The organism is Bacteroides sp. L10-4, assembly GCF_013373675.1.
Taxonomy (GTDB): Bacteria; Bacteroidota; Bacteroidia; order Bacteroidales; family Bacteroidaceae; genus Bacteroides; species Bacteroides muris.
Map to the genome: position 1 here is coordinate 1 of NZ_JABXJH010000076.1, position 13,649 is coordinate 13,649.

At 45.1% G+C, this 13,649-nt stretch carries 11 protein-coding genes and 2 pseudogenes; 1 reads left to right on the forward strand and 12 read right to left on the reverse strand.

Going from position 1 to position 13,649, the window contains the following annotated elements; genetic code table 11:
* Both HU824_RS17510 and HU824_RS17515 read right to left on the reverse strand, forming a co-directional pair.
* Window positions 1-1,129: pseudogene (locus HU824_RS17510) on the reverse strand (transposase); the annotation flags it as partial.
* Window positions 1,130-1,294: 165 nt separating this feature from the next.
* Entirely contained in the window at window positions 1,295-3,604 is a 2,310-nt protein-coding gene (locus tag HU824_RS17515; RefSeq protein ID WP_176469541.1) for a BamA/TamA family outer membrane protein, read from the reverse strand.
* Between the two features lie 143 nt (window positions 3,605-3,747).
* On the opposite strand from HU824_RS17515, the gene HU824_RS17520 reads away from it, so the two are divergent.
* The gene (locus tag HU824_RS17520) at window positions 3,748-4,506 is read left to right on the forward strand and encodes an RNA methyltransferase (protein WP_136010157.1); all 759 of its coding nucleotides are present in this window, start codon (window positions 3,748-3,750) and stop codon (window positions 4,504-4,506) included.
* Here the strand turns inward: HU824_RS17520 and HU824_RS17525 are convergent.
* The 10 genes and pseudogenes from HU824_RS17525 to HU824_RS17570 form a co-directional block, all read right to left on the reverse strand.
* Entirely contained in the window at window positions 4,460-4,807 is a 348-nt protein-coding gene (locus HU824_RS17525) for a hypothetical protein (protein WP_136010158.1), read from the reverse strand. The two genes, HU824_RS17520 and HU824_RS17525, sit on opposite strands and share 47 nt — an antisense overlap.
* Complete coding sequence (locus HU824_RS17530) at window positions 4,804-5,730, reverse strand: DUF4296 domain-containing protein (RefSeq protein WP_176469542.1); 927 nt, start codon at window positions 5,728-5,730, stop codon at window positions 4,804-4,806. The genes HU824_RS17525 and HU824_RS17530 overlap by 4 nt, the downstream gene beginning before the upstream one ends.
* Window positions 5,727-6,359 carry a lipoprotein signal peptidase gene (locus HU824_RS17535; protein ID WP_176469543.1) on the reverse strand — a complete coding sequence of 211 codons (633 nt, stop codon included), beginning with the start codon at window positions 6,357-6,359 and terminating at the stop codon, window positions 5,727-5,729. Before HU824_RS17535 ends, HU824_RS17530 begins: the two co-directional genes overlap by 4 nt.
* Before the next feature lie 2 nt (window positions 6,360-6,361).
* The gene (locus HU824_RS17540) at window positions 6,362-6,742 is read right to left on the reverse strand and encodes a TraR/DksA C4-type zinc finger protein (protein ID WP_136010161.1); all 381 of its coding nucleotides are present in this window, start codon (window positions 6,740-6,742) and stop codon (window positions 6,362-6,364) included.
* Between the two features lie 32 nt (window positions 6,743-6,774).
* A complete protein-coding gene (gene ileS / locus HU824_RS17545) occupies window positions 6,775-10,263 on the reverse strand; it encodes an isoleucine--tRNA ligase (protein WP_176469544.1) in 3,489 nt (1,162 codons plus the stop codon).
* 546 nt (window positions 10,264-10,809) lie between these two features.
* Window positions 10,810-10,902: a smalltalk protein gene (locus HU824_RS17550; protein WP_176469545.1), complete on the reverse strand. Its 93-nt coding sequence runs from the start codon at window positions 10,900-10,902 to the stop codon at window positions 10,810-10,812.
* Window positions 10,903-10,942: 40 nt separating this feature from the next.
* Window positions 10,943-11,446 carry an HU family DNA-binding protein gene (locus HU824_RS17555; protein ID WP_176469546.1) on the reverse strand — a complete coding sequence of 168 codons (504 nt, stop codon included), beginning with the start codon at window positions 11,444-11,446 and terminating at the stop codon, window positions 10,943-10,945.
* 165 nt (window positions 11,447-11,611) lie between these two features.
* On the reverse strand, window positions 11,612-12,853 hold the full coding sequence (locus tag HU824_RS17560) for a DegT/DnrJ/EryC1/StrS aminotransferase family protein (RefSeq protein ID WP_176469547.1): 1,242 nt from the start codon (window positions 12,851-12,853) through the stop codon (window positions 11,612-11,614).
* Between the two features lie 69 nt (window positions 12,854-12,922).
* Complete coding sequence (locus HU824_RS17565; RefSeq protein WP_136010165.1) at window positions 12,923-13,513, reverse strand: sugar transferase; 591 nt, start codon at window positions 13,511-13,513, stop codon at window positions 12,923-12,925.
* A 9-nt stretch (window positions 13,514-13,522) separates the two neighbouring features.
* A pseudogene (locus tag HU824_RS17570) lies at window positions 13,523-13,649 on the reverse strand (IS4 family transposase); the annotation flags it as partial.

The window sequence follows — 13,649 nt, forward strand, 5'->3', positions numbered from 1 at the left end:
GCCCTTCCCTTGCGCACGAAGGAAGTGGATATCCCATATTTCGTACAGAACTTTCTGTTGGCATTATTGGCATATATGGAGTCGCCTGCCACACATGTTACCCTCACTTTCATGAGCTTCTGCTGCATACGGATACAGTTCTTCAGGCGTATACCCTCATTGAAGGCCTTGAACGAGATGTGTTCGATGAACGATATGCCGTCTGTCTGTATATTATTGACCTTCGCACCGAATTCGACGGATTTCGTTTCCTTACCTCTTACGATGGGACGCACATAATGACGGTCAATGCTGACAATACGGTCACTGACCTTACGGCCTTCAAATATTTCCTTTTCCTGTACAAGAACTTTTCTGATGATGGAAAGACGCTTCCGGTAATCCTGTGTATATCGTAGTGCAGCTCCGTAATCTCTATGAATTTCATCCATCTGTATGAGAAGTTTTTCAAGAAGCCTGATCATACGACGCTTGAGCATCCTTGTCCTTGATGCCTTTCTCTTTCTTTTCTTACAGTAGGACAGATAAGCCTTGGCAACATCATCATATTTGTTGCGAGGACGTCTTATGCCCAGAGCCCTGCAGTGCAGGCATATATGTCTGTAGAGCCGAGGCTTTCCCAAAGAAGCTTCATGTCTGTAGGAAAACGCATATGGCTCTCATAGCAGGTGGCATCTGTCATGCACACGTGAAGGTTCTCAAGATAAGGTTTCCAGTGTGTGGCCAGTATCTCCTGGAGGGATTCAATGTCAAGACGGGATGCCATCTCATTACGGACGGCGCTGACTATCTTGTAGTTGGTTATGGGAAAAGACGGATCTGTCATGATTCCGCAGAACATCTGGTAATGTAGGTTGCCGTTAAGATGTTCCACCAGATGTCTGTCAGAGAATCCGGTATAGGCTTTCAGGACCATAATGGCAATCTTTGCCGAAGGACTGAATATGTTCCTGCGTCCAAGACGATTTTCCGACAGTCCCATGGCTTTTGCCATAACTTCAAAAGGAAACACTGAATGAAGTCTGCCAAGCTCACTCTCATTAAAACTCTTGCGATATTTTTCCAGAATATCAAATTCTGTAAAACCCAAAGTAGGGTGAATTTCTGAAATTTTTTCTATCTTAGCCATATCTTTATTGGGGGATTTCCCCCGTTTTGGCTGTCAAACCTTATTTTCGGGGGAATACCTAAAGATACAAAAAAGCCAACTAATTCGCAACATTTTGTGTATGAATTAGTTGGCTAATTTTATACTATTTACTGAATGTCCCTAATTATCCATTGTCATTTATATTTAGAATGGATATCCCACAGCAAAGTGGAAAGCAAAATCACGGCTGAATTTAGGATGAATAATGGGATAACGGTCTTTTTTCTTCTCATAGGTCGGATTGATGGCCTTCATACCTCCGTCGAAACGCAATACAAAGAAATCCAAGTCAAGACGCAATCCTAAACCATATGCCACGGCAATCTGCTTATAGAACTTGCCAAATTTAAATTGACCTCCCGGCTGGTCTTTATAGTCCCTTATTGTCCAGATATTTCCGGCATCTACAAAGAGGGCTCCTCTGAATTTCCAGAACAACCGTGTGCGGTATTCAATGCTGGCATCCAGCTTGATATCTCCCGACTGGTTCATGAAGTTATTATCACCGGAGAAGGAACCGGGCCCCAAATCACGTACAGACCAACCGCGTACACTGTTGGCGCCACCGGAAAAGTAGCGTTTCTCAAATGGAAGCATCGTTGCATTACCGTAAGGAATGGCAATACCGGCACCAAAATGAAATGCCAACGAATTACGGTTGTCAATGACCAGGTTCTTGGCAAAGTCAAAATCGCCTTTCAGGTATTGGGCAAAAGGAATGTTCAACAAGGTGTATTCTCCCGATGTATTCTTCTTCATTCCTCCAAACTTTGCCACAGCATACAACAAGTTACCCGCCGATTCAAAATTGAGACGGATGGTATAGGAATTACCGATACTGGAATTATTCATAAATGCCCTTCCGGCACTGTTGTAGATATAGCTATAACCAGTGCGGACAATAAAACGGTCTTCATAATTATATTTGAGGATGTAGTTCTCGTCTTTCTCCAAATAATCCTCTTTAAATGTCTGATCTATGCTGGGCATATACAGATAATTGATGTCCAACAAATCAATGCGGTGCTGCGAACGTTGTTGTTGTACTCCCCATTTGTAGCTCCATCCGGCAGATGCTACAATGCGCGTGAATTCCGGTCTCATCTGGTAGTTATATTGCAATCCGAATTCTGTAGTAGCCCTTATTCTCCGCTTGAAATCGCTGGATACAAAGGGAAACATGAACCGTGGGAAGTTGATGGTTGCTTCCGCACCTAATTCTATATAGTCTTGATTCAAGGAACTCTGCAAACCGGACACAGCCTCGTATGCCCCACGTAGCTTGAACATGAGTGTTTCGGAACCTTTGAACATATTGCGGTGCTGAAAAGCCACCGAAGCGGCAGCACCCAAGTCGCCGGCAGAGTTTGTGCCTTCCACTTCAAAGGATACGGACTGATGTTTGCCTCTGGTCAGCATCACATAGGCGTTGAGTTTTGCACTGTCACTCTGCTGCGCTTCGAAAAAACGGATATTGGTATATTTCAGTGCTTGCAGGCGTCCGTAGTTGGAGTAGGTACGCTGTACGTTCTGTTCGTTGTAGAGAGTTCCCGGAGTGATGTGCAGGTTGTTAATCAGCACTTTGGGACGCAGATAAAGTTTGTCTTTGTAGTAGATAGGGAAGCCTTTGTAATGCAACGAATCATTCACCTCGATGCTGTTCCAGGGGGATGCCTGCAACACATTATAGTCGGTAATGAAACTCACTTTATTGATAGTATATTGCTGATGATTCTGCGGTGTGTCCTCGTTGTGCTGCCTATATGGAGCCAAGTGCAGCGTCAAATCTACCAGATAAGAATTACGGACGGTATCCGCGGTATAGGATATATACTCCTTGTTGAACTTGTAATATCCATTCTGAAGCAGTTTGTTCGTGATGCGCTGGCGTTCTGCATCCAGTACATTGACATCAAAATACATGCCTTCGGATAATAGGGTCACTGCGGAATCCTGCTGTATGTATTCCTTTATTTTACTGTCTCGGATATCATATCTCAAGGTACGTACTTTATAGGGTTTACTGGTTGTCACCTTATAGACCAACTTCATCTTTTTCTTCTGGACTTGGCGTACCGGTTCCACCAGAGCGCCCATATAGCCCATATTCTGCACAGCCTTAGTGATTTCTTCCCTAGTCCGGTTGGTTTCCTCCTCACTGTATATGACCGGAGCATCTCCTAATTTCCTCAATATACGGTTTATCCAGCGTGTAGAGTCCTGCCCGGACCAGTTGTAAACATACAACTGAGTCTTTATCAGACTGAACCACTTCGCATTGGGATTCTGCCGGATGTACATGGAGAGATTGGATGGTTTTACTTCCTTATTGTCAGTATGTATGCGCACTTCATCCAGCAAATACGAGCCGTCCGGCACATATTTGGTAGAAGAACAGGAAGCCAACAAAAGTGCAATAGTAGCAAGTATCGCGTAGCGGAAACTTTTATCCATACCGAGTCATTAATTGCGCATAAACAACTACAAATATACTTGTATTTTTTTGTTCTCGAAATAAAAAACACCGGAAGAGTGCAGAGTTTTTGATTATATTGAAATAATCACGTATTTTTGTCAAATGATAACATGTGTATCCTATGACATTAAGTAAAAACCGCATCAAATATATCCGTTCGTTGGAGCAAAAAAAGAACCGGAAAGCAGACAAGGTATTTCTGGCAGAAGGACCTAAACTCGTAGGGGATTTGTTGGGACATTTCTCTTGCCAGTTCCTGCTGGCAACCTCGGAATGGCTTTCCCGGAACCAACCTCTTTCTGTAACGGATGTCACGGAAGTGTCTGAAGAGGAACTTTCGCGTGCCAGCCTACTGAAAACGCCCCAACAAGTGCTGGCTGTGTTTCGACAGCCGGATGAAGAGACGGATGTTTCTGTCATCAGCCGCTCCCTTTGTCTAGCTCTGGATGATGTGCAAGATCCCGGCAATCTGGGAACGATTATCCGCCTTGCCGATTGGTTTGGGATAGAGCATATATTCTGTTCACCCAACACAGTGGATATTTATAATCCCAAAACTGTGCAGGCCACAATGGGAGGCATCGCACGTGTCAGGCTGCACTACACTCCCCTGCCCGAGTTGATTCGTTCATTAAAGGACATTCCCGTTTATGGTACTTTTCTGGACGGGGAAAACATGTATGGACAATCTCTTTCAAAAAACGGATTAATTGTGATGGGCAACGAGGGAAATGGCATAGGAAAAGAAGTTAAATCACTCATTAACCGCAAATTATATATTCCGAATTATCCCGCCAGCCGTGAGTCGGCGGAGTCGTTGAACGTAGCTATTGCTACTGCAGTAGTTTGCGCTGAGTTCCGGCGCCAGGCTGCATTGTAGTAAAATCGAAAGGGGAAAATAACCAAGGAACCAAATAAGGCAGTTCCTCCTCGATACCCGGAGGAACTGCCGTCAATATATTGTGACACTTGTCGAAAGACAGACCAACGGTTTCCTGCCCCAAATGAGCTTCTTCAAAAGGAAGCAAGACTATAACTCCCGGTAGCCATTCCGTATTCTCCACCTCTTCTGTCAATGGGAAGACACGCGATGCACCCTGTCCTTCATCCATCTCCACCACATATTGTTTCAGACAACCATGCCCAGGAAGAAATAGAAAATGAGAAGCGTAGCGTTTCATGCTTGCGGACGGGGGCGTATGGCTCTGGGAGTCGTGGCATTTCTCTGCTCCTGAATTTCCAGAGGTTTCAACTTCTCAGGTTCTTCGATACTGTTTTTGCGAAGGGAGTCTATCGCTTGATGAAGGCTGTCATTGGGGGCAATCGCCAAGCTGTCCGTAGCGTGATAGCGCATCAGTGAGATACGGTCTGCCAACAAAGGTTGTGGAGCCTCCTGCTGCGGATAGTAAATGAATCCGCGTATCTCCTTGATTTCTCCTAAGGTATCGGCAAATAAGGTGAGCGTTTCAGTCCCTGTGTTCTGTACTTTCCTAATGGTACTGATGACACTGTCATTCTTTTCGTAAAGAATCTGCATTGCCATCAACGGAGCATGTATGCTGTCCGGTGCACCGTTGTGGAAACGGAAGCGTACGCTCCAGCGCAACGTGTCACGGTCGTGGAAATTGGTGTCTGAAGGCAACGTAAACGTTATTTTGTTGTCCATGGGCATACCCGTCAACTGATAGATATGCTGCCATATCCACACGTCGATACTGTCTCCCGGAAGTGATTCTTTCGGCTTGTTGTCACGCAGGGCAATCAAGTGGTTGATACCGTCTCTTTCGGCTTTCAACCGTACATTCACTTTCTCATAAATTTTGGTAAGTACTTCTGGATTACGGGAAAACCAGACCATGGAAGAGTCAAAATCAGCCTGAGTGATACCATATTTCTTAAAAACCGATTCAATGTAGAGCACCCGCTTATAACTTTCATTATGCGGCACTTCTTCACCCATAGCTTTGGCTATGTGATAATCATAAAGCACGTTTTCCATCTTGGCATCCGGAAAAACGGTCTCAGGCCTTTTCACCTTACAAGCCGTCAGACTGAATGCCAGAAGGACTACGCTACACCATTGAACTCGATTTATTCTTTTCATGATTTCTTTATGGTAGCATGATAGGCATCATTGAAGTCCTTGCTGTAGAACAACAATAAAGCAATGGTACCGCAACTGATTGCTGCATCCGCAAAATTGAATATCGGGCTGAAGAAAATGAAATGTTCTCCACCAACAAACGGCATCCACATAGGCCAGTTTGTGTCAATGATGGGAAAATAGAACATATCCACTACCTTACCATGGAACCATGAGGCATACCCCCCTCCTTTAGGCATGAAGGAGGCTATCTGCGAATGGGTGCTTTCATTGAACAACACACCATAGAACACACTGTCGACAATGTTTCCCAAGGCTCCCGCCAAGACTAAAGACATACAGATGATAAATCCGGTCTTCATACCTTGCTTCACGAACTTGTGCAGAAACCAGCCAATGACTGTGACCGCAGCAATGCGAAATAAGGTCAGGAATAGTTTGGCAAATATTTCCATCCCGAAAGCCATACCACTATTCTCGGTAAAGTATATATAGAACCAATCTGTGACCCGGATACTCTCATGCCAGTACATGTGGGTCTTTATCCAAATCTTGATAATCTGGTCTATAACCAATACCGAAAATATGACAAGGCAGGCTATCCGGCCTTTCGTAAAGAATTTATCCATTTTTATTTCTTGCCGTTGTTTTTAGCTTCGATGCTCAAAGTGGCATGGGGCACTGCACGAAGACGCTCTGCCGGTATCAGCTTGCCAGTTTCGCGACAAATGCCATATGTTTTGTTCTCAATGCGCACCAAAGCCGCCTGCAATCCTTGGATGAACTTCAACTGGCGTTGAGCCAGACGTGTGGTTTCTTCCTTGGACAAAGTGCTTGCTCCTTCTTCCAGCACTTTGTATGTAGGAGATGTATCATCGGTATTGTTACCATCTGCACCTGTCAGGCTGGCTTTCAACAAATCATAGTCACGTTGTGCCAACTCTAATTTTTCCATAATGATAGCGCGGAATTCTTCCAATTCAGCATCCGAGTATCTTGTCTTTTCTATCATAACTTTTACGTATTAATCAGGTTAGTATTTAATTATTCTTTCACTACACTCACGTACAACGAGAAATCGTCGAAGTTCAGTTCCGTACCATTTTCTACGTTGTTTGCCAGTATCAGTGAAGTTCCTAAAACTTGGTTGCGAATATAGTTATTATATTCATTGACCGCATCATCTGTTTGAGGATTTTTTGATAATGTAATCTTTATTTTATCTGTTATCTCAAAACCGCTCGACTTACGGATATTCTGAATGCGGTTTACCAGCTCGCGTGCAATACCCTCACGGCGCAGTTCTTCGGTGACGGTAACTTCCAGAGCTACGGTCAGTCTGCCCTCGTTGGCAACCAGCCATCCTGGAATATCCTCACTGAAGACTTCCACATCTGCTGTTTCAATCACAGCTTCTGCACCATCCAAATTAAATGTATAAGAGCCGTTCTTCTCCAACTCGGCAATGGCATTCTGGGACATTTCTGCCACAGCAGCAGCCACGGCTTTCATCTGCTTACCGAATTTCGGTCCCAGCTTCTTGAAGTCACATTTTACTTTCTTTACCAGCACGCCGGCAGCACCGTCCACAAACTTGATTTCTTTCACGTTCACCTCGTTCATGACAAGCGCTTTCACTGCCTCGATATGTGCACGCTGTTCCTCATCCACTACCGGTATCATGATGCACTGAAGCGGTTGGCGGACTTTGATGTTCACCTTGCGGCGCAGTGCCAATACCATAGAAGTGATGTCTTGTGCCATTCGCATACGAGCTTCCAATCCCTTGTCTATCATTTCCTCTTTATATTCGGGAAACTTGGCAAGGTGTACCGAAACAACATTGTCACGTCCGGTAGCAGTAACCAGATCTGTATACAGCATATCAGCATAAAACGGGGCGATAGGCGCCATCAGTTTGGCTACGGTTTCCAGACAAGTATAAAGCGTCTGGAATGCGGAAAGCTTGTCCTGCGTCATGCCGCCACCCCAGAAGCGTTTGCGGTTCAGACGAACGTACCAGTTGGAAAGGTTGTCGTTCACGAATTCTGAAATCAGACGTCCTGCCTTCGTGGGCTCGTATTCATTGTAGCAGGCATCTACGTTCTTTACCAGCGTATTCAGTACAGAGAGAATCCATCGATCTATCTCAGGACGTTCTGCCATTGGCACATCGGCTTCCTTGTATTCAAATTCGTCTACATTAGCGTAGAGGGCGAAGAATGAATAGGTGTTATAGAGTGTTCCGAAGAACTTGCGGCGTACCTCTTCCACTCCATCCACGTCGAACTTGAGATTGTCCCACGGAGAAGAGTTGGTAATCATGTACCAGCGTAACGGGTCGGAACCATATTTCTCGATGGTAGAGAAGGGGTCTACGGCATTGCCCAGACGCTTAGACATCTTATTCCCGTTCTTGTCGAGCACCAGACCGTTAGAGATGACAGCCTTATAAGAAATGCTGTCGAACACCATCGTGGCAATGGCGTGCAGCGTGAAGAACCAGCCGCGTGTCTGGTCTACTCCTTCGGCTATGAAATCGGCAGGATATACCTGATGGCTGTCCAGCAATTCCTTATTTTCAAATGGATAATGTATCTGTGCATAAGGCATGGCACCGGAATCAAACCATACGTCAATCAGGTCCGTTTCGCGCTTCATCGGCTTGCCGTCTTTAGAGACAAGGATGACATCGTCCACGTAAGGACGGTGCAAGTCTATCTTGTCGTAATTCTCTTCGGTATATATGCCCGGCTGGAAGCCCTTCTCCTTGTAAGGGTTAGACTGCATCAGGCCGGCAGCCACAGATTTCTCTATTTCGTTGTAGAGCTCTTCTACAGACTCGATACACTTTTCCTCGCTATTGTCCTCTGTACGCCAGATGGGCAGTGGAGTACCCCAATAGCGTGAACGGCTGAGGTTCCAGTCATTCAGGTTTTCCAGCCACTTGCCGAAACGTCCCGTACCGGTGCTTTCCGGCTTCCAGTTAATGGTCTTGTTCAACTCCATCATACGTTCCTTACAGGCGGTGCTACGGATGAACCAACTATCCAGCGGATAGTACAATACGGGTTTGTCCGTACGCCAGCAGTGCGGATAGTTGTGTACGTGCTTTTCTATCTTAAATGCCTGACGGGCAGCTTTCATCATCATGCAGAGCTCAACATCCAATGATTCGGCAGCTTGTGCAGCCTGCTCATTATACTTACCGTCTACGGTGAATTGAGGGTCGTATGCATTCTTTACCCACTTGCCCTGATACTCCTTATACAAGTCTACGTTAATACATGCCTCTACGAAATCCTCATCCAATTCATCCATCAGATAGAATTTACCGGTGAGATCCACCATCGGACGGGTCTCACCCTTCTTGTTTATCATGAATAGGGAAGGTATGCCTGCGGCGCGGGCCACAAAGGCATCATCCGCACCAAAGGTCGGGGCTATGTGTACGATACCCGTACCGTCTTCGGTCGTCACATAATCACCCGCGATTACACGGAAGCCTTTGTTGCTGGCAGTCCAACTGCCGTCTTCGGCTACGTCTATCGGCTTTACCCACGGGATTAGTTGCTCGTACTCCATGCCTACCAAGTCCGGTCCCTTGTATTCACCTACAACCTTGAAAGGTATCAGCTTATCTCCCGGCTTATAATCCTCTAATGCAATGCCTTCCGCTTTTTTGTTGAAGTGTGCATAGAGCAATGCTTTTGCCAGAACGACGGTTATCTTCTCACCATTATAGCTGTTGTAGGTCTGCACGGCCACATAGTCAATCTTAGGCCCTACACAGAGCGCGGTATTGCTGGGCAATGTCCACGGAGTGGTAGTCCATGCCAAGAAGTAAGGAGTCCCCCACTCTGCCATTTCCGGCTTCGGATTCTTTATCTTGAACTGCCCCACTACGGTTGTATCTTTTACGTCACGGTAGCATCCGGGCTGGTTCAGCTCGTGCGAACTGAGTCCTGTACCGGCAGCGGGAGAATACGGCTGTATGGTATATCCTTTATAAAGCAATCCTTTCTTGTAGAGCTGTTTCAGCAGCCACCACAAGGTTTCGATATAGCGGTTGTCGTAAGTTATATAGGGGTTATTCATGTCCACCCAGTAGCCCATCTTGTGGGTCAGGTCTTCCCACTCTTTGGTGAACTTCATGACGTCCTTGCGGCAGGCAGCATTGTATTCTGCCACGGAAATAGTCTTGCCAATATCCTCTTTGGTTATACCGAGTGCCTTTTCCACACCCAGTTCCACAGGCAGTCCGTGAGTATCCCATCCGGCTTTACGCTTTACCTGAAATCCCTTCATCGTCTTGTAACGGCAGAAAATGTCCTTAATGGAGCGAGCCATTACGTGGTGAATGCCCGGCATACCATTGGCCGAGGGGGGGCCTTCGAAAAACACGAAAGAAGGACAACCTTCACGTTCTGTCATACTCTTGGCGAAAACCTGGTTTTCGTCCCATTTCTTCAACACTTTTCCATTCACTTCGGAAAGGTCAAGTTTCGAATATTCGGCAAACTTCTTACCCATCTTGATATTTACTATTTGACAATTTTACGATTTACGATTGAAAATACTCTTAACTGGCATATTTCTTGGTACGTCAAAAGCCATCTTCTCTATTTTAAGGGTGCAAATTTATAAAAAACTTAGATACAAGAGACTTTTTAGGCAGAAAAAGCTGGATAAGTGTAGTAAAATGTTTTATTTAAGGACGAAAAGGAGAATAAAAAATGGCGTGCCTGAACATACTTTTTCATTATGACAAAAGAACAATTTACCTCCTTACAAGAACTGCACTTTAAGCATAAACATTCAGCTAACCCCGCATAAACGTAAGCATTCGAAGAACTAGGTGTTGCCCCTTTCTATACAATAATAGCGACTGTCACTATGAACCTAATAGTTGCAGTCGCTATTGTTTTTTTGAGCCTATAATGTTGCAACTGTGGTTAGTTACCTGATTCTGCAGTTTGTCCGGTCCACACACTCTCCGGATGCTTACTAAAAAAGAGCTGCCGACAGATTTCCTGCCAGCAGCTCTTCTCATTTTTTTATTTATCAAATCCTATCGGACTAAAACATCATTGTCTGTCTGCCAATCACACCTGCCACAGCACTCGCTACGGCAATAATAAATTTCAAAATCACATTCCACGTTTTCTTCATAAAGATTATCCATTATACGATTAATAATTCATAGCTACCGCTATCCCAATGGATTCTCGCCTTGGTCTCCATCCGAATCAGAGCCTCCTCCTTCCGAACCGGAGCCACCATCTGTAGAAGTCTTCCCTTTGAGATAATCATCCAAGCTCACCAAATCCAGCTTTTCTCCGGCACGGGTGGCAGACTTCGATATCTTCAGTTCCTTATTCGCCTGAAAACAGATACGGACGCTCTCCACGCTCTTGGCTGTCACGTCATCAGCCTTTTCCTCACCTTTCGATTTGGCTGCCAGTATAAAGACACCCAGCCCGGATATATTAACTGTCTTTCCTTCCAGCAACTGCTCTTTCAGCTTCTCCACAAAGTTCTGCATCGTACTCTTAATGTCACCGATAGACAGAGAAGAGCGGTCCTGCATCTTCTGCGCAATAAATGCCAAATCCACGCTTTGCCCCAATGTCACCAACTGCGGATAATACTTCTTGGGAGAGTTTTCAACCCTGGGGTCCGACGGTCTCTCCACCGTCCTGAAAATTACACTCATACTTTTTTTCTTTAGAGATTTAAATTCGTTTTCCTATTCACACGTTTCGTTGATCAACGATGCAAAGGTGAGGATTAAAAACTATGTAGCCAAAGAAAAAAGACGCTTGGGAGCAGTTTTTCTGAGAAAAGTGATAAAGTACTATAAATCAACAGAAAAATATTTCTACAATATACACTTCTTCATTTCATCTACTATGTATCTCACATCCTCATCCGTCACATAAGGACCACTCGGCAAGCAAAGCCCCCGTTTGAATAGGCCTTCACTAACACCATTAACATAGGCAGGATTATTAGCATAAACCGGTTGAAGATGCATAGGTTTCCATAAAGGACGGCTCTCGATACCCACCTTATCCAACCATAGGCGCATGGCTTCCACATTACGATTGGGTTCACAAGAAGTATGGGCGCTAACCGACTCATGCGTAACACCTGCAGCACCACCCACAGCACCTTTTACAGTCTCACGGTAGGCATCTTCCTCACCCTTCACATGCAGGTCCTCATCAAGTAGTACCGTATTCAGCCAATAATTACTGTCATAGCGTCCAGAAGGATTCTCATGAAGCGTAATCCCCTCCACATCAGCCAACAGCTCACGATACAGACCACACAGATACTTATGGTGTGCTATGTGCTCATCCACCACTATCATCTGACCGCGGCCGATACCTGCACAGATATTACTCATCCTGTAATTATAGCCTATACATTCATGCTGGTAATAAGGATAAGATTCACGGGCTTGGGTAGCATAAAACATAATCTCACGCTTAGACTCCTCATCAGCACAAATCAAAGCGCCACCACCACTGGTGGTTATCATCTTGTTACCATTGAATGAAAGCACGCCGTATCTACCAAAGGTTCCGAGGACTTGCCCGTCAAATTTGCTTCCAAAACCTTCAGCAGCATCTTCAATAATCGGAATATCATATTTATCTGCCACTTCCATAATCTGGTCTATCTTGTAGGACATCCCATACAAAGCTACCGGAACAATCGCTTTGGGCTTCCGGCCGGTCTTGTCGATACGATCCCTGATAGCCTGCTCCAGAAGAACCGGGTCCATGTTCCAAGTATCAGCCTCAGAATCTACGAATACCGGAGTAGCACCAAGATAGGTCACTGGATGCGAAGAAGCACAGAAGGTGAAACTCTGTACTATCACTTCGTCACCCTGCCCCACTCCACAAGCAAGCAGGGCCAGATGCACAGCAGCAGTACCAGCACTCAAAGCCACCACCTTTTTATTCTGCCCAACGAAGCATTCCAAATCCTGCTCGAAGGCATTCACATTCGGACCGAGCGGAACTACCCAGTTCGTATCGAAGGCTTCCTGTATGAAACCCATCTCCTTGCCGCTCATGTGGGCAAGGCAAAGATATATTCTTTTATCCATAAACATATGTGATTATTCTAATGATTCGATTTCCTCACGTAATGAGGAATAAAAAGAAAAGAAAGGATTTTATAAATTCTTTCCAAAGACCGTATAAACAATGATTTTAATATCATACCAGAAAGACCAATTATCCAAATATTCAATGTTTATCCGTACTTTATCAGGAAACAGTACCTCATCATTATATTTCTGAGGATCGGCCTGTCCAGCCAGCAATTCTTCCTCATTTCGATATTTCAGGCTGGCAGGACCAGTTATTCCGGGCTTCAGCAAAAGCATCCTTCGGTCATCGCTCATCAATTTATCAGCATATCCCGGAACATCAGGACGAGGACCCACAAAACTCATATCGCCAACCAATACATTCCAAAGTTCAGGCAACTCATCCAGTTTATACTTACGGAGTTTTGCTCCCAACAGCGTGATGCGGCTCTCACCTGCCACAGACACAGAAGAACCGCCATGCCCCACCGTCATCGAACGAAACTTGTACATCGTGAACAAACGTCCATGTTGTCCCACCCTGCGCTGGGTAAATATCACCGGACCATCGGGCATTTTTATACGGATTAGTATGGCTACAACCAATAAGATTGGGGATAAAAAAAGCAGACCGAAGAACGAAGCTGTCCGGTCGAAAAGAGATTTTATAAACATGCAAGTTCTTTAAGTACATGACAAAAATTTGAAAACATCGAATTTTGGGGTATAAGTCGGACGCATAAGTATGGTCGAAATCTCTTCCAATCCATATTTGACAAGCGACTTTGCCTTTCTTCCATGTTTCAGAATC